The sequence below is a fragment of the Pseudomonas sp. Root401 genome, from assembly GCF_001425105.1.
Classification (GTDB): domain Bacteria; phylum Pseudomonadota; class Gammaproteobacteria; order Pseudomonadales; family Pseudomonadaceae; genus Aquipseudomonas; species Aquipseudomonas brassicacearum.
Genome location: NZ_LMDO01000023.1, coordinates 171,466 through 187,378, shown reverse-complemented (window position 1 = coordinate 187,378; position 15,913 = coordinate 171,466). Strand labels below are relative to the sequence as shown.

Sequence of the window (15,913 nt, the reverse complement as noted above, 5' to 3'; positions counted from 1 at the left end):
AGCGGATTCTTGGTGGCGAATCGGCACAGCGTCAAACGGGAAAAACATCAGAGGGGACATAAGAAAATTTGATGCGTCCGACGGCCCGATCTGGAGTAACAATTGCAACACAAGAACCACACGCCCCCCAGAGAGCCTTCATGAACCTCAAATTCCTCGAAACCTTTGTCTGGGTCGCCCGGCTACAGAGTTTCAGTCTCACCGCCGAGAAGATGTTCAGCACCCAGGCGGCGATCTCCAGCCGGATCGCTTCGCTGGAAGAGGAGTTGGGCCTGCGCCTGTTCGTACGGGATTCACGCGGGGTTTCGCTGACACCCGAAGGCCTCAAGGTGCTCGACTACGCCGAACAGATGCTCGAAGTGCAGCGGGCGTTGAAGCAGTCACTGGACACCAGCAGCCCGCAACAAGGCCTGGTGCGCATCGGCGTGATGGATACGGTGATCCACACCTGGCTCAGCCCGTTGATGTCGATGCTGATGCAAGCCTTCCCCGCCGTGGAAATCGAAATCACCGCCGATGCCGCGCGCAATCTCTGCGAGCAATTGCAGAAAGGCTACCTGGACATCGTGTTCCAGACCGATCTGGTCCGCCACGAAAGCGTACGCAACCTGGAACTGGGGCACTATCCCATGCACTGGATCGCCGCCAGCCAGTCGATCTATGCCCGCCCCTATGCGTCGCTGGTGGAGATGGCCGGCGAGCGCATCATCACCTTCGTCAAGCATTCGCGACCGCATCAGGATGTCCTCAACCTGTTGTACGCCCATGGCGTGAGTGCGCCACGGGTCAGTTGCGTCAACTCGGTGTCAGCCATGACCCGGCTGGTTCGCGACGGATTCGGCATCGGCGCCCTGCCCGCCGCGCTGGTGGCCCAGCCCCTGGCCAGCGGCGAATTGATCCAACTCGAACCCGGCACCGCCCTGCCCCAACTCGACGTCGTCGCCTCGTGGCGCGCTGGTGTCGGCCTGGAACTGATCGAGAACATCGTCCAGATGAGTCGCCAGGTGGTCAGCCAATACGCCGTTGATGTCGGGCCGCTACGCATGGTGGCGGCCCCCGGCCTGAACAGCCAACCACCTCTTGAATAACTTTTTGTTGTCACGGGGTAGCAATATTCCTTGTTGGACGTCATCGCCACGGTGTTCTCAAAGTAGCGAACGAACGCTTGGAGAGCCCCGTAATGACGTCCTTCGAACAACTGCAGCAATGCACGCCCCTGACCCTGCGCCAAAGCATCGCCGCCGGCCAATACCAGGGCCATACCAGCGGCCTGGGCCAGGGCCGCGTGCAAGCCAATATCGTGATCCTGCCCGGCGACTGGGCCAATGAATTCCTGCGCTACTGCACCCTCAACCGCCAGGCCTGCCCGGTGCTTGACGTGACCGAGCCAGGCGATCCGTTCTTCCGCAACCTGGGCGCCGCCATCGATATCCGCCACGAGGTACCTCAATACCGCGTCTATCGCCACGGCGAGTTGAGCGAAGCGCCGCTGGACATCGAACACCTGTGGCAGGACGACCTGGTGGCCTTCGCCCTCGGTTGCTCGTTCTCGTTCGAACAACCGCTGCTGGAGGCCGGCATCCGTTTGCGGCACATTGAGTTGGGGCGCAATGTCGCGATGTTCCAGACCAACATCGACACACGCCCCACCGCCCGCCTGTCTGGCAAAATGGTGGTGACCATGCGGCCGATGAAAGCCGCCGCGGCGATCCAGGCGATCCAGATCACCGGGCGCATGCCCAACGTTCACGGCGCCCCGGTGCACATCGGCGATCCGTCACTGATCGGCATTCAATCCCTGGACTCGCCGGACTACGGCGATGCCGTGCCGGTGGAAGCGGACGAGATCCCGGTATTCTGGGCCTGCGGCGTGACGCCTCAATCGGTGGTCCAGGCCTCACGTCCACCGTTGTGCATCACCCACGCCCCGGGCTGCATGCTGGTGACGGACTTATGGAACAGTGATCTGTAAACCTCGAACGAGGCTGTTATTCAACTTGAAGGGACACACGATGAACACCGCTCAGCGATCGATCCAACAGTACATCAGCGCCAAGGACGGCAACCGCCCGCACCTGCTGGACCAGGCTTTTACGCCGACTGCTATTCTGCACATGGTGGTGCGCACCGGCTCCATCACGTTTCCCGACCACGTCGAAGGCCGTACCGCCATTGGCGACGTGCTGGTCAGTCGCTTTGGCCAGACCTTCGAAAACGTCTACACGTTCTGCCTGGCCGCTCCACCACCGGCCAATGCCGAGGCGTTCCAGTGCAAATGGCTGGTGGCGATGTCCGACAAGAACAGTGGCGAGGCACGCGTCGGTTGTGGCCTGTATGACTGGCAGTTCGATCCGGCGTCGAGACTGGCCGAGCGACTGACCATCACCATCGAACACATGAAGACCCTGCCGGCGACCAATCTGCCGATGATCATGGCCTGGGCATCGCGGCTGGAGTACCCATGGTGCCGGCCTGAAGCGATTATCGATAACGTCCCGGATCTGGACGAGTTGCAAGAAGTAGTTCTGTACATGGCTAATGCCGAGCAGTGAAGAATATGAAGCTTGCCTAGCCACTGTGCGAGGGACTTTTCTGTGGGAGCAAGGCTTGCCCGCGATGCAGGCGCCTCGGTTCCCAGGGAGAGCGCATTGACCTCATCGCGGGCAAGCCTTGCTCCCACAGGGTGGGACACTCCCCTCGCCACAGTTTCTATGCTCCCATGACTGCGCCAAGGAAACGCCCAAATGAACATCAAGTTTCTCGAAACCTTCGTCTGGGTCGCCCGCCTGAAGAGCTTTCGCCTCACCGCGGAAAAGCTGTTCACCACCCAGGCGTCCATTTCCAGTCGGATCGCCGCCCTGGAGGACGAAATGGGCGTGCGCCTGTTCGTGCGCGATTCCAAAGGTGTGTCGCTGACCTCCGAAGGCCAGCGCGTGCTGGAGTACGCCGAGCGCATCATGGACACCATGCAAAGCATGAAAGCCGTGATCAAGGATCCGCGCCAGGTGCGCGGCCGGATCCGCATCGGTGCGATGGATACGGTGATCCACACCTGGCTCAGCCCCTTGGTGACACGCCTGATGGAATGTTACCCGGCCCTGGAAATCGAACTCTCGGCCGACACCGCGAGCAACCTGTGCTCGCAACTGGAAAAAGGCTACCAGGACATCATTTTCCAGACCGACATCCTGCGCCTGGACAGTGTACGCAACGCGCTGCTGACCCGTTACCCTATGCACTGGGTGGTGCGCACCGGCTCCGCCTATGATCGGTCCTATGCGTCGCTGGAGGACTTGTCCCAGGAACGCATCGTGACGTTCTCGCGCAACTCCCGGCCCCACCAGGACATTCTCAACCTGCTGCATTCGGCCAACATCGTCTCGCCACGCATCAACTGCGTGAACTCGGCCTCGGCCATTACCCGCCTGGTTCGCGACGGCTTTGGCATTGGCGCCATGCCCGCGGCGCTGGTCGTCGGCGAATTGGCCCAAGGCACACTGACGTTGGTGGACGGTGTGCCGCTGCCATCGGTCATGGACATCGTGGCCAGTTGGCGGACCGGCGCGGGAATGGAACGGGTGGAAGACATCGTCAGCCTGACCCGGGAAGTGGTCAGCGAATTCGTCGCACAATTACCGGCAGCGTACCGAGTGGCGACGCAAGACTTCAGCGGGCTGTAAGTGAACTGCAACATCCCCGACTTACTCTGGACCGAGCGCACCGCGGCGAACGCTGGCTGTGCATGTCGCTCGCTCGGAATGATCCAGGGAATCCACCATGAAAATCAGTGTATTCGGAAGTGGCTACGTGGGCTTGGTACAAGCCGCCGTGTTGGCCGAAGTGGGCCATGACGTGGTGTGCATGGACATCGATGAGCGCAAGGTCGACAGCCTGCGCCAAGGCCAGGTGAGCATTTACGAGCCTGGCCTGGCCGCGCTGGTGCGTGAAGGCCTGGAGGCTGGCCGTTTGCATTTCACCTGCGACGAACAGCTCGCCGTGCAGCACGGCCAGGTGCTGTTTATTGCCGTGGGCACACCCTCCCGGGACGATGGCAGTGCCGATCTGAGCCAGGTCCTGGCCGTCGGCGAGGCCGTCGCCCGCTACCGCGAGCAACCGCTCATTGTGGTGGAGAAGTCCACCGTGCCGGTGGGCACCGGCGACGTTCTGCGGGCGCACATCGACAAATGCCTGCTCAAGGCCAGTCGCCTGCTGCAGTTCGATATTGTCTCCAACCCCGAATTTCTCAAGGAAGGCTCGGCGGTCGCCGATTGCCGTCGTCCGGATCGCATCGTGATCGGTTGCGAACGCGATGAAGTCCGCGAAACCATGCGCGACCTGTACGCCCCGTTCAACCGCAACCACGACCGAGTCCTGTTCATGGACCTGCGCAGCGCCGAGCTGACCAAATACGCCGCCAACGGCATGTTGGCGACCAAGATCAGCTTCATCAACCAGATCGCCGAACTGGCCGAACACCTGGGGGCCGACATCGAGTCCGTGCGCCTGGGCATCGGCGCCGACTCGCGCATCGGCTATCACTTCATCTACCCGGGGTGCGGCTACGGTGGTTCGTGCTTTCCCAAGGACATGCGGGCCCTGATCCACACGGCAGAGCAGGCTCATTGCTCCAGCGACCTGCTGCAAGCGGTGGAAGCCATCAACGGGCGGCAGAAACACAAGCTGTTCGAGCGGATCAACGCGTTCTACCAGGGCGACCTGCGCGGCAAGACCTTCGCCCTGTGGGGCCTGGCCTTCAAGCCCAACACCGACGACATGCGCGACGCACCGAGCCGCACCTTGCTGGAATCGCTTTGGGCCGCAGGTGCCAGCGTCCGCGCGTTCGACCCGGAGGCGATGCAGCAGACGCAATTGCTCTACCCCGACGAGCCCCGACTCATGCTGATGGGCACGCCGGAATCGGTGTTGCCGGGGGCCGACGCGTTGGTCATCTGCACCGAATGGCAACCCTTCAAGGCCCCGGACTTCGACCTGATCCAGCAACGGCTCAAGGCCCCGGTGATTTTCGACGGTCGTAACCTGTTCGATCCGGAGCGCATGGCCGACAAGGGTTTCACCTATTTCCCGATGGGCCGCGGGCAGTCGCGCAACCTGCCCATTGCCCAGCAAACGTGGTTCCCAGCTTCGAGAAGCGCGTGACCTGTGGCGTTACCTCAAAATTAATGCACTCAACCAGCATTAATATGAATTTGTAAGCAAGGGTTGTGAACGGCACACTGTGCGCCGTTCCTCCCCCAACTGTTGGAACACTTAAAGGGCTTTCTGGGATTTTCCCGTAAGCCCCTTTTTTTGCTCGTTTTTTGGATTTTCGCTTAATGCTTTCTCGCTGGTTCCCCGCCGCTATCAATACCCGTCCCACCGAATGGAGCCGCGCCGCCATCGGCATGGCGCTGGGGACGATGTTCAGTGTCTGGCTTTGTGGCCAGGTATTTGGCCTTGAGGTGGCGCAACACCTGATCGGCCCCCTAGGCGCCTCGGCGGTGCTGTTGTTTGCGGTGTCATCGGGCGCCCTCGCCCAGCCCTGGTCGATTGTCGGCGGTTACCTGTGTGCGTCGGTCGTCGCGCTGCTGGTAGCCCATGTATTGGGCCGCACGCTGGGTAGCGCCTGCCTGGCGGCGGGCATGGCGCTGGTGTTGATGTGCTGGCTGCGCTGCCTGCATCCGCCGGCAGGCGCCCTGGCGGCGACGCTGGTGCTGGCCGCCCCGTCTATCATTGCCTTGGACTGGCAAGCCGTTGGTGCGGCGATGCTGGCCGGTTCCGGGCTGCTGGCCTTTGCACTGGCCTACAACAACCTGACGCGAGTGCGCTATCCCAAGCGAGCCAGCGAGCCGCTGGCCGTCATACCGGCTGACCACCCACCCGTCGACCGCCAGGCGATCACCGCCGAAGACCTGAAACTGGCCCTGGCGGAAATGGAAGCATTCTTTGACGTCACGCCGGAAGATCTTGAGCAATTGATCCACGCCAGCGAGCGAAATGCCAAGCGTCGCAGCATCGCGGAGGTTCTCTCTAGTCGCGGTTGAGCCTGTGGCTGCTATAAATATGCAGAAAGGACCTGCACGTATCCCGGTTGTGCAATGCAAATTTGCACTGGTACGATCCTGAATGGGTACGCGCGACACAATTCATAAAGAAGAATAAAAGCAGGGAGTTAGCGATGACAGCTCAGGTTTCATCACACGCTGCGGGAACCATCGAAACCGCGGCCTATGAGGTGCTGGTCGAAGTTCGCAATCACATAGGCCATTTGACCCTGAACCGCCCCGCCGGCCTCAATGCCCTCACCCTGGGCATGGTGCGCAGCTTGCAGCAACAACTCGATACCTGGGCCCTCGACCCACAGATCCGCGCCGTGGTGCTACGTGGCGCGGGCGAGAAGGCGTTTTGCGCCGGCGGTGATATCCGTTCGTTGTACGACAGCCACAAGCAGGGCGACACCCTGCACGAAGATTTCTTCGTCGAGGAATACGCCCTCGACCTGACGATTCATCACTACCGCAAACCGATCCTCGCCTTGATGGACGGCTTCGTGCTGGGCGGCGGAATGGGGCTGGCACAAGGTGCCGATCTGCGGGTGGTGACCGAGCGCAGCCGCCTGGGCATGCCGGAAGTCGGCATCGGGTATTTCCCGGACGTGGGCGGCAGTTACTTCCTGCCGCGCATTCCTGGCGAACTGGGCATCTACCTCGGCGTCAGCGGCGTGCAGATCCGCGCGGCTGACGCCTTGTATTGCGGGCTGGCCGACTGGTATCTGGACAGTCGCAAGCTTGAACAGCTCGACGCGCGCCTCGATCGCCTGGAGTGGGGTGATACGCCACTCAAGGACCTGCAGAGCCTGCTGGCCAAACTCGGTGTGCAACAGCTGCCTGCCCCGCCCCTGGCCGATTTGCGGCCAGCCATCGACCATTTCTTTGGCCTGCCCGATGTGCCGAGCATGGTCGAGCAGTTGCGCCAGGTCACCGTCGCCAACAGCCACGAATGGGCGATTAAGACCGCCGACCTGCTGGACAGCCGTTCTCCCCTGGCCATGGCCGTGACCCTGGAAATGCTGCGGCGCGGTCGGCATTTGAGCCTGGAAGACTGTTTTGCCCTGGAACTGCATCTGGATCAGCAATGGTTCGAACGCGGTGACCTGATCGAAGGCGTGCGCGCCTTGCTGATCGACAAAGACAAGAACCCGCGTTGGAACCCGCCGACCCTGGAGGCGCTGGACGCCGACCATGTGGCGAGTTTCTTCGACGGCTTCGACGACCACGGGAACTGAGCCATGCATGACCTCGAACTGACCGAAGAACAAGTGATGATCCGCGACATGGCCCGGGACTTCGCCCGTGGTGAAATCGCCCCCCATGCCCAGGCGTGGGAAAAGGCCGGCTGGATTGACGATGGCCTGGTGGCGAAGATGGGGGAACTGGGCCTGTTGGGGATGGTGGTGCCGGAAGAATGGGGCGGTACCTACGTCGATTACGTCGCCTATGCCCTGGCCGTGGAGGAAATCTCCGCAGGCGACGGTGCTACCGGTGCACTGATGAGCATTCACAATTCGGTGGGTTGCGGGCCGGTGCTGAATTTCGGCACCGATGAACAAAAACAGACGTGGCTGGCCGACCTCGCCACTGGCCAGGCCATTGGTTGCTTCTGCCTGACCGAGCCCCAGGCCGGCTCCGAAGCCCACAACCTGCGCACCCGGGCCGAATTGCGCGATGGTCAGTGGGTCATCAACGGCGCCAAGCAGTTCGTCAGCAATGGCAAGCGAGCCAAACTGGCGATCGTGTTTGCCGTGACGGACCCGGAACTGGGCAAGAAAGGCATTTCGGCGTTCCTGGTGCCCACCGATACGCCGGGTTTCATTGTCGATCGCACCGAACACAAAATGGGCATCCGCGCCTCGGACACCTGCGCGGTCACCTTGAGCAATTGCACCATCCCCGAGGCCAACCTGTTGGGGGCTCGCGGTAAAGGCCTGGCCATCGCCCTCTCGAATCTGGAAGGCGGCCGCATCGGTATCGCGGCGCAAGCCTTGGGCATCGCCCGTGCGGCCTTTGAAGCAGCACTGGCTTACGCGCGCGATCGCGTACAGTTCGACAAGCCGATCATCGAGCACCAGAGCATTGCCAACCTGCTGGCCGACATGCACACCCGCATCAACGCCACCCGCCTGCTCATCCTCCACGCCGCCCGCCTGCGCAGCGCCGGCAAGCCGTGCCTGTCAGAAGCCTCCCAGGCCAAGCTGTTCGCCTCGGAAATGGCCGAGAAAGTCTGCTCCTCGGCGATACAGATTCATGGTGGGTACGGGTATCTCGAGGATTATCCGGTAGAGCGCTACTACCGCGATGCGCGGATTACCCAGATTTATGAAGGGTCGAGCGAAATACAACGCATGGTCATCGCCCGCGAGCTCAAGCACTACCTGGTGTAACGGCAGAAAAAGCATCGCGAGCAAGCTTTGCTCCCACTGAATCTGCGCTGCACACAGAATACTGTGTCAGGTCACGGACCCTGTGGGAGCAAGGCTTGCCCGCGATGGCGTCAGTGAGAACGCTGCATCACTTGTCCTGAAACTCCGCCGCACGCTTAGCCACGAATGCAGCCATGCCTTCCTTCTGATCCTGCGTCGCAAACGCGGCGTGGAATACCCGCCGCTCGAAGCGCACGCCTTCGGACAGGCTGACCTCAAAGGCGCGGTTGACACTTTCCTTGACCATCATGCTGATGGGCACCGACTTGGAGGCGATCAACGCCGCAGTCTTCAGCGCCTCTTCCAACAGTTCATCGGCCGGTACGATCCGCGCGACGATGCCGCAACGCTCAGCTTCCACCGCATCGATGAAGCGCCCGGTCAGGCACATTTCCATGGCCTTGGCCTTGCCCACCGCGCGGGTCAGGCGCTGGGTGCCGCCCATGCCTGGCAGCACGCCAAGGTTGATTTCCGGCTGGCCGAACTTGGCGTTGTCGCCGGCCAGGATGAAGTCGCACATCAACGCCAGCTCGCAGCCACCGCCCAAGGCAAAACCGTTCACTGCCGCGATGATCGGCTTGCGGCGGTTGGCCACGCGATCGCTGTCGCTGAACAGGTCGTCCAGGTAGATCTGCGGGTAGGTCAGCTCGGCCATTTCCTTGATGTCGGCACCGGCGGCAAAAGCTTTTTTCGAGCCGGTCAGTACGATGCAGCCAATCTTCGGATCAGCCTCCAGGCTGTCCAGCGCCTGGTTCAGTTCGCTGACGATCTGCGCATTCAAGGCGTTCAATGCCTGGGGACGGTTGAGGGTGATCAGGCCGACGCGGTCCTTGATCTCCAATAAAATCGTTTCGTAGCTCATGCAGGACTCCTGTTCAAAGATTGCGCGAAATGACCATGCGCTGAATGTCGCTGGTGCCTTCGTAGATCTGGCAGACCCGCACGTCGCGGTAGATGCGCTCCAGCGGGAAGTCGTTGAGGTAACCGTAGCCGCCCAGGGTCTGCAACGCCATGGAGCAGACCTTTTCGGCCATTTCCGAGGCGAACAGCTTGGCCATGGACGCTTCTACCAGCGCCGGTTGGCCACTGTCTCGCAGGGCGGCGGCGTAGTGCACCATTTGCCGGGCCACGGCGATCTGGGTCGCCATGTCGGCCAGGCGGAACGCCACGGCCTGGTGCTCGATGATCGGCTTGCCGAAACTGGAGCGCTCCCGCGCATAGTCCCTGGCCGCCTCGAATGCCGCGCGGGCCATGCCCACCGCTTGCGCCGCGATGCCCACGCGTCCGCCTTCCAGGTTCGCCAGGGCGATCTTGTAGCCCTCACCCTCCTCCCCCAGGCGATTGCCCACCGGCACCTTCACATCCTCGAAGAGGATCTGGCAGGTGTCGGACGCGTGCTGGCCGAGTTTGTCTTCGACCCGGGCCACGCTGTAGCCCGGCGAATCGGTCGGCACGATGAACGCACTGATGCCACGCTTGCCTGCGTTCGGATCGGTCACGGCAAACACAATCACCACCCCCGCGTTCTGCCCGGACGTGATGAACTGCTTGCAACCGTTGAGCACGTAATGATCACCCTCCAGCCGCGCCCGCGTCTTGAGGCTGCTGGCGTCCGAACCGGCCTGGGGCTCGGTCAGGGCGAAAGCGCCGAGCATCGCGCCACTGGCCAGGGGCGTGAGGAATTTCGCCTTCTGCTCATCGTTGCCGAACTTGAGGATCGGCACACAGCCCACCGAGTTGTGCACGCTCATGATGGTCGAGCACGCGCCGTCGCCAGCGGCGATTTCTTCCAGGGTCATCGCGTAGGCCAGGTAACCGGTGTCACAACCGCCCCACTGCTCCGGCACCAGCATGCCGAAGAAGCCCAGTTCGGCCATTTCACCGATGGCTTCCCGGGGGAAACGATGCTCGCGGTCCCATTCGGCGGCGAACGGTTTCAAGCGTTCTTCGGCGAACTGCCGGGCCATGTCGCGGATTTGGGTCTGTTCTTCAGTCGGGAGCATGGTGATTCCTTAATACAGGCATTCGACGGCCATGGCCGTGGCTTCGCCGCCGCCGATGCAAATCGCCGCGACGCCGCGCTTGAGCCCCTTCTGGCGCAAGGCCGACAGCAGGGTCACCAGGATTCGGGCGCCAGACGCGCCAATCGGGTGGCCCAGTGCACAGGCGCCGCCGTGGACGTTGACCTTGTCATGGGCAATCTCCAGCTTGTCCATGGTCACCAGCCCCACCACGGCAAAGGCTTCGTTGACTTCGAACAGGTCGACTTGATCCAGCGACCAACCGGTTTTCTGCATCAGTTTCTTCACGGCGCCAATCGGTGCGGTGGGAAACAGGCTCGGGGTATCGGCAAACGCCGCGTGACCGTGGATCACTGCCAGGGGCTTGAGGCCACGCTGGGTGGCCTGGCTCTGGCGCATTAGCACCAGCGCCGCGGCACCATCGGAAATGGAACTGGAATTGGCCGCCGTCACCGTACCGCCCTCGCGGAACGCCGGTTTGAGCGAGGCGATCTTGTCGATCCGCGCTTTTGGCGGCTGCTCGTCATGGCGTACGGTCACCTGCTCCTTGCCGACCATGACCTGCAACGGCACGATCTCGGCGTCGAAACTGCCATCCTTGATCGCCTGCTGGGCGCGGGTGGTGGATGCAATGGCGAACGCATCCTGGGCCTCACGACTGAGGCCATTGGCTTCGGCGCAATCTTCGGCGAAGGTGCCCATCAGCCGACCTTTGTCGTAGGCGTCTTCCAGGCCGTCGAGGAACATGTGGTCGAGCACCCGGCCATGGCCCATCCGGTAACCGCTGCGGGCCCGATCGAGCAGGTACGGCGCATTGGACATGCTCTCCATGCCGCCGGCCACCACCACTTCGGCGCTGCCGGCGATGAGCATGTCATGGGCGAGGATCGTCGCTTCCATGCCCGAACCGCACATCTTGTTGAGCGTGGTGCAGCGGGTCGACTTGTCGAGCCCGGCGCCCAGCGCGGCCTGACGCGCCGGTGCCTGGCCCTGGCCGGCGGCGAGTACACAACCGAACAGCACTTCTTCAACCGCGTCGGGGGCGATGCCGGCACGCTCCACGGCGGCCTTGATGGCGGCGGCACCCAACTGCGGGGCGCTGAGGCTTTTCAGTTCGCCCTGGAAGCCGCCCATGGGTGTACGGACGGCGCTGACGATGACAATAGGATCGTTGGACATCATGAATCCTCCTGATTATTTGGCTGCCATACGCAAGGCACCGTCGAGACGGATCACCTCGCCGTTGAGCATGCTGTTCTCAATGATATGCCTGACCAGTGCCGCGTACTCGGAAGGTTTCCCAAGGCGCGGCGGAAACGGCACGCCGGCGGCCAGGGAGTCGCGCACTTCCGGGGTCATGCCGGCCATCATCGGGGTCTCGAAAATCCCTGGCGCAATGGTCATCACCCGGATGCCGAAACGCGCCAGCTCACGGGCGGCCGGCAAGGTCAGGCTGGCGATGGCGCCTTTGGATGCGGCGTAAGCCGCCTGGCCGATCTGCCCATCGAAGGCCGCCACCGACGCGGTATTGATGATCACCCCGCGCTCGCCGTCGGCGTCTGCCTCGGTTTCGGCAATGGCCGCAGCCGCCAGGCGCAGCAGGTTGAAGCTGCCGATCAGGTTGACGTTGATCACCTGGCTGAAGCTGGCCAGCGCGTGGGGACCGTTTTTGCCGAGGATCTTCTCGCCGCGCACGATACCGGCGCAGTTCACCAGGCCATTGAGGCCACCGAACGCATCGACCGTGGCCTTGACCGCCGCTTCAGCCGCCGCTTCGTTGCTGATGTCGGCCACCACGCTCTGGCAGCCCAGTTTTTGCGCCTGGGCGGCCACGGCGTCGGCGTTGAGGTCCACCAGCATCACTTTGGCGCCGGCCTTGACCAGCATTTCGCCGGTGGCCGCGCCGAGGCCGGAAGCACCGCCGCTGACGAGAAAAATCTTGTTGTCGATCTGCATCATGATTTCCTTGGATTCAAGCTGAAACGTTCTGCGCCGCAGCCTCTTGAGCTTTGGCGATTTCCTGGTTGCGCAAGATAAAGCGCTGCAACTTGCCGCTTGGGGTTTTCGGCAAGTCGCTGACAAATTCGATTTCACGGGGATACGCATGGGCCGCCAGGCGCTTGCGCACATGCAGGCGTAATTCTTCGGCCAGCTCTGGTGAGGCACGGAACTGCGCGCTGAGCACCACGAAGGCCTTCACCAGCTCGGTACGTTCCGGATCGGGCTTGCCGATTACCGCCGCTTCCACCACCGCCGCGTGTTCGATCAGCGCGCTTTCCACGTCGAACGGACCGACCCGGTAGCCGGACGTGGTAATCACGTCGTCGCTGCGGCCGACGAAGCTGATGCTGCCGTCGGGGTTCAGCTCCACGGTGTCGCCGCTCAAGTAGTAGTCACCGACGAAGGCCCTGGTCGGCCCGCCTTCGTAACCGGCGAACCAGCACATGGGCGACTGGCTGCGATCCAGCGCGAGAATGCCCGGCTGGCCTACGCCCAGCTCGCGCTGGTTTTCATCCAGCACCACGATCCGATGGCCCGGCGAGGCAAAACCGGCCGCGCCCAGGTGCACCGGGTGTTCCAGCCCATGGTGGTTGCACAGCACCATGCCCAGTTCGGTCTGGCCGTAATGGTCGTGGATCACCACGTTCAGGTTATCGGCGAACCAACGGATCACCTCCGGGTTCAACGGCTCACCGGCGCTGCTGACAATGCGCAGCTTGCCCTTGATCGAGCGGGCAAACTGCTCACCACCGGCAATCAACAGGCGATAGGCCGTGGGCGAGCCGGTCAGGTTGGTGATGCCGTATTTGTTGATGACCTGGCAGGTGCTTTCCAGGGTGAACGGGCCATCGTAGAAGGTAATCGGATGCCCCATCGCCAGCGGCCCGGTCACGCCAAAATAGATGCCGTAGGCCCAACCCGGGTCGGCGACGTTCCAGAAGGCGTCTTCGGGGCGCAGGTCTACCGCGTCACGGGTGTAGCTCTGGAACGCAACGATGGCCTTGAGCGGCACCGACAGTGCCTTGGCAGGTCCTGTGGTGCCGGAGGTAAACATCAGCAGGAACGGGTCTTCGCCGGTGAGCATCAGCGGTTCGCACTGGCTGGAGTAGTTCGCCACCTCGGCCCAGAAGCTGTAGTCGCCACGCACGATGCCCTGGCCCTTTTCGCCGCCGACCGTGACGATGGTGGGGCAACTGGCGACTTCGTCGAGCTTGGGACGGTTGACCGCATCGGTAACGACCAAGCGCGCCCCCGAGCTGCCGAGGCGGTGCTCGATGGCCTTGGGCCCGAATGCGGTGAACAGCGGTTGATACACCGCCCCGATGCGCCAGGTGGCGAGTACCACGATCAACAGTTCAGCGGTGCGCGGCAGCAGGCCAGCCACTTTGTCGCCCTTGCCGATGCCTTGGGCGCGCAGGAAATTGGCGAACCGCGCGGCGTTGTCCTGCAGGTCACGGTAAGTCCAAGTCGCATCGCTACCGTCACGGCCCTCCCAGAACAAGGCGATGCGCCCGGGCAACGCATGCCGGTCGCAACACTCTACGCAGGCATTGAGCGCCTCGAGCGAGCCGTGCAGTGCGGTGTTGACGGTGTGCAGGTAATCGAACTGCGAAGTGGCGGACGAATAATCGCGCATGACCAGCATCCCTCTGTGGTTTTTATTGGTTGGGGGAACCGTGAATAGCAGGCAAATACTCGCGCCGAAGGGCTGTGGCGGCAATGGTCAAAGCTTTCAAGTTGCTTGACTGGTTTGGCCATGGTTCAGGGATGTGGTGTTCTTCAGGCCCTCATCGCGAGCAAGCTCGCTCCCACAAGGGATCCCTGGCGACATTCCCACGCAGGAGGGTGGGAACGATCGATGTGGGAGCGAGCTTGCTCGCGATGGCGGTGGTTCAGCCGCTACAAGGGCTGCTGCCAGGCAAATGAATACACCTTCTCCGGCGTTGGCGACTGGCAGCGCTGGTTGTCCGCGTCAGCCCCCACCAGGAACCACTCGGCCCTTGAAGTATTGCCGACCCGGCGAGCTTTTTGCGGGTCGTAACAGCGGGCCAGGTCCCGGGCGGGTACCAGGGCGAAGGCCCGCGGGTGGCTGCGCAGCCAAGAGGCGGATTGTTCCAGGGAGTTGCCGTTATAAAAGCCGAAATGCACGATGGGTTGCTGGGCGAACAGCCAATGCCCCTCACGCCAACCCACGAGCACCAACTCGGCATTGGCAGTCATCCCGGCCACATCGCGCATCAAGGTCTGGTGGGGGTTGATGCCTTCCTTGTGGGGCTCGACGAAGCCGCGTACGAACCAGGCACACAACCACAGCGCAGCCAGCACGTTGAAGACCGCCCTGCCCCTCGGCCGCGCGCCAAACCAGCGGCGCAGCAGCCACGGCACAAGCGGCGCCACCACCAGAATCAACGCGGGTAACGCGGGAAAGATATACAGCTTGCGTTTGCCGCTGCTCAGGCTAAAGAACACCAATACCAGCAGTACCCAACCGAGCAGCACCAGCACCCGACCGTCGTGCTTGAGCAGTTGTCTGCGCCAGGCCGGCACCAGCCAGGGGAGCATGAACACAATCGGCAGCCAGTACTTCGGAATCACCTGGACGAAGAAATACCAGAATGGTTCGCGGTGATCCCATGCGTTGGCATAACGCCCAGCTGTCTGCTTGAACAGGATTTCCTGGGCGTACGCCAGGCTGTCGGCACTGCCCTGCGCGACAATCATCAGTAAAGGCCCCAGCCATAACGCGATGGCGGCCAATGCCACGACCAGCCCCAGCCACCAGCGTCCTGCCTGGCCAGGCATGGCCACCACCCCTTTCCAACCTTTGCGCAGCGCATAGGCGTAGGGAATCAGCATCAGCACCGGCAGAAAACCCACGCCTTTGCTGATGATCCCGAACCCCATCGCCGCACACGCCACGTAGTACCAACGCCAGGCCGGGCCGAGCAACACATGCTGGCACAAGCCATAGATTCCCAGGATGGTCCAGAGCGCAAGGAAACCATCGATCTGCCCGGTGCGCAGGATGCTGTAGGTCTGGTAGGTGGCGAGAAACAAGAGCGCCGCGATCACCCCCACGCGCCGTCCCCACAAGCGTCGGCCCAGGTCATACAGGCACGCGGTGGTGACAGCGCCTGCCAGCAGCGCGGGCAAGTACAGGGCAACTTTGGGCAGGTGGGTCAGTTGCACGAACAGCGCCACCGTCCACATGAACAGCGGCGGTTTGTCGGCGTAGATTTCACCGGCGCGATGGGGAATGAACCATGAGCCGTTCTGCAGCATCTCCAGGGCAACGCCAAGGAAGCGCTCCTCATCGACGTTCATCGGTTGGCGCCAGCCCAGGCCCGCGCCCACCATGATCAAGGCCAATACCACAAACGCCAGGAGCTCGAGCCGCGAGGAAGATAATCGTATC

Annotated in this window: 14 protein-coding genes; 8 read left to right on the top strand and 6 right to left on the bottom strand. The window is 62.4% G+C overall.

The window, feature by feature from the left end; translation table 11 throughout:
* Nucleotides 1-140 precede the first annotated feature (140 nt).
* The 8 genes from ASC85_RS17895 (at nt 141) to ASC85_RS17860 (ending at nt 8,437) form a co-directional block, all read left to right on the top strand.
* Nucleotides 141-1,088, top strand: coding sequence for a LysR family transcriptional regulator (locus ASC85_RS17895; protein ID WP_057450725.1), 948 nt, complete (start codon nt 141-143; stop codon nt 1,086-1,088).
* Between the two features lie 92 nt (nt 1,089-1,180).
* Nucleotides 1,181-1,972 carry a putative hydro-lyase gene (locus ASC85_RS17890; RefSeq protein WP_057450724.1) on the top strand — a complete coding sequence of 264 codons (792 nt, stop codon included), beginning with the start codon at nt 1,181-1,183 and terminating at the stop codon, nt 1,970-1,972.
* A gap of 40 nt (nt 1,973-2,012) precedes the next feature.
* Nucleotides 2,013-2,552, top strand: coding sequence for a hypothetical protein (locus tag ASC85_RS17885; protein WP_057450723.1), 540 nt, complete (start codon nt 2,013-2,015; stop codon nt 2,550-2,552).
* A 192-nt stretch (nt 2,553-2,744) separates the two neighbouring features.
* A complete protein-coding gene (locus tag ASC85_RS17880) occupies nt 2,745-3,680 on the top strand; it encodes a LysR family transcriptional regulator (protein ID WP_057450722.1) in 936 nt (311 codons plus the stop codon).
* A gap of 97 nt (nt 3,681-3,777) precedes the next feature.
* A complete protein-coding gene (locus ASC85_RS17875) occupies nt 3,778-5,157 on the top strand; it encodes a UDP-glucose dehydrogenase family protein (RefSeq protein ID WP_003202001.1) in 1,380 nt (459 codons plus the stop codon).
* A 176-nt stretch (nt 5,158-5,333) separates the two neighbouring features.
* A complete protein-coding gene (locus ASC85_RS17870; RefSeq protein WP_057450721.1) occupies nt 5,334-6,041 on the top strand; it encodes an HPP family protein in 708 nt (235 codons plus the stop codon).
* Between the two features lie 134 nt (nt 6,042-6,175).
* Nucleotides 6,176-7,282 carry an enoyl-CoA hydratase/isomerase family protein gene (locus ASC85_RS17865; RefSeq protein WP_057450720.1) on the top strand — a complete coding sequence of 369 codons (1,107 nt, stop codon included), beginning with the start codon at nt 6,176-6,178 and terminating at the stop codon, nt 7,280-7,282.
* A 3-nt stretch (nt 7,283-7,285) separates the two neighbouring features.
* Nucleotides 7,286-8,437: an acyl-CoA dehydrogenase family protein gene (locus ASC85_RS17860; RefSeq protein WP_057450719.1), complete on the top strand. Its 1,152-nt coding sequence runs from the start codon at nt 7,286-7,288 to the stop codon at nt 8,435-8,437.
* A gap of 127 nt (nt 8,438-8,564) precedes the next feature.
* On the opposite strand, the gene ASC85_RS17855 is transcribed toward ASC85_RS17860, so the two are convergent.
* The 6 genes from ASC85_RS17855 to ASC85_RS17830 all read right to left on the bottom strand — a co-directional run bounded on the left by ASC85_RS17855 (nt 8,565) and on the right by ASC85_RS17830 (nt 15,855).
* A complete protein-coding gene (locus tag ASC85_RS17855; protein ID WP_057450718.1) occupies nt 8,565-9,338 on the bottom strand; it encodes an enoyl-CoA hydratase in 774 nt (257 codons plus the stop codon).
* A gap of 13 nt (nt 9,339-9,351) precedes the next feature.
* A complete protein-coding gene (locus ASC85_RS17850) occupies nt 9,352-10,479 on the bottom strand; it encodes an acyl-CoA dehydrogenase (RefSeq protein WP_057450717.1) in 1,128 nt (375 codons plus the stop codon).
* Nucleotides 10,480-10,488: 9 nt separating this feature from the next.
* Nucleotides 10,489-11,679, bottom strand: a complete 1,191-nt coding sequence (locus tag ASC85_RS17845) for an acetyl-CoA C-acyltransferase (RefSeq protein ID WP_162254878.1) — start codon at nt 11,677-11,679, stop codon at nt 10,489-10,491.
* Between the two features lie 12 nt (nt 11,680-11,691).
* The gene (locus ASC85_RS17840) at nt 11,692-12,453 is read right to left on the bottom strand and encodes an SDR family NAD(P)-dependent oxidoreductase (protein WP_003202015.1); all 762 of its coding nucleotides are present in this window, start codon (nt 12,451-12,453) and stop codon (nt 11,692-11,694) included.
* Between the two features lie 16 nt (nt 12,454-12,469).
* A complete protein-coding gene (locus ASC85_RS17835; RefSeq protein WP_057450848.1) occupies nt 12,470-14,134 on the bottom strand; it encodes an AMP-binding protein in 1,665 nt (554 codons plus the stop codon).
* 263 nt (nt 14,135-14,397) lie between these two features.
* Nucleotides 14,398-15,855, bottom strand: coding sequence for an ArnT family glycosyltransferase (locus ASC85_RS17830; protein WP_057450847.1), 1,458 nt, complete (start codon nt 15,853-15,855; stop codon nt 14,398-14,400).
* Nucleotides 15,856-15,913 lie beyond the last annotated feature (58 nt).

Coding starts and splice junctions, on each gene's coding strand:
- ASC85_RS17835 (WP_057450848.1), bottom strand. CDS start 14,134: ATGCGCGATTATTCGTCCGCCACTTCGCAGTTCGATTACCTGCACACC.
- ASC85_RS17875 (WP_003202001.1), top strand. CDS start 3,778: ATGAAAATCAGTGTATTCGGAAGTGGCTACGTGGGCTTGGTACAAGCC.
- ASC85_RS17890 (WP_057450724.1), top strand. CDS start 1,181: ATGACGTCCTTCGAACAACTGCAGCAATGCACGCCCCTGACCCTGCGC.
- ASC85_RS17830 (WP_057450847.1), bottom strand. CDS start 15,855: ATGGTGGGCGCGGGCCTGGGCTGGCGCCAACCGATGAACGTCGATGAG.
- ASC85_RS17885 (WP_057450723.1), top strand. CDS start 2,013: ATGAACACCGCTCAGCGATCGATCCAACAGTACATCAGCGCCAAGGAC.
- ASC85_RS17870 (WP_057450721.1), top strand. CDS start 5,334: ATGCTTTCTCGCTGGTTCCCCGCCGCTATCAATACCCGTCCCACCGAA.
- ASC85_RS17895 (WP_057450725.1), top strand. CDS start 141: ATGAACCTCAAATTCCTCGAAACCTTTGTCTGGGTCGCCCGGCTACAG.
- ASC85_RS17855 (WP_057450718.1), bottom strand. CDS start 9,338: ATGAGCTACGAAACGATTTTATTGGAGATCAAGGACCGCGTCGGCCTG.
- ASC85_RS17845 (WP_162254878.1), bottom strand. CDS start 11,679: ATGATGTCCAACGATCCTATTGTCATCGTCAGCGCCGTCCGTACACCC.
- ASC85_RS17860 (WP_057450719.1), top strand. CDS start 7,286: ATGCATGACCTCGAACTGACCGAAGAACAAGTGATGATCCGCGACATG.
- ASC85_RS17880 (WP_057450722.1), top strand. CDS start 2,745: ATGAACATCAAGTTTCTCGAAACCTTCGTCTGGGTCGCCCGCCTGAAG.
- ASC85_RS17850 (WP_057450717.1), bottom strand. CDS start 10,479: ATGCTCCCGACTGAAGAACAGACCCAAATCCGCGACATGGCCCGGCAG.
- ASC85_RS17865 (WP_057450720.1), top strand. CDS start 6,176: ATGACAGCTCAGGTTTCATCACACGCTGCGGGAACCATCGAAACCGCG.
- ASC85_RS17840 (WP_003202015.1), bottom strand. CDS start 12,453: ATGCAGATCGACAACAAGATTTTTCTCGTCAGCGGCGGTGCTTCCGGC.